This is a genomic window from Methylobacterium sp. CCH5-D2 (assembly GCF_001556475.1).
GTDB lineage: Bacteria > Pseudomonadota > Alphaproteobacteria > Rhizobiales > Beijerinckiaceae > Methylobacterium > Methylobacterium hispanicum.
Window position 1 is genome coordinate 1 of the sequence record NZ_LSIX01000379.1, and the last position, 242, is coordinate 242.

Here is a 242-nt window from a genome sequence, read left to right on the forward strand (position 1 = left end):
GCCTGCGGCAGCGCCCCGATCCGGCTCCGAAGAGCCCCGACGCGCCCGCCCGCGACACGGAGCCCGGTTCCGCCCGGGACTCGGCCAGGGACGCGGGCCGGGACCTCTCCAAGGATCCGACCAAGGACGCGGGCCGGGATTTCGGCCGGGAACTCGACCGCCTGGAACGACCGCAGGGCCGCGGCGGGCGCAGGGCCGCGGCGGCTGCCGACGACGCCCCCGCGGAGGTACCGGCGGAAGAG

The 242-nt window shown here is 78.5% G+C and carries 1 pseudogene; it reads left to right on the forward strand.

Annotated elements, in window-relative coordinates:
* Nucleotides 1-242 (forward strand): annotated as a pseudogene (locus AX737_RS35120) (hypothetical protein); the annotation flags it as partial.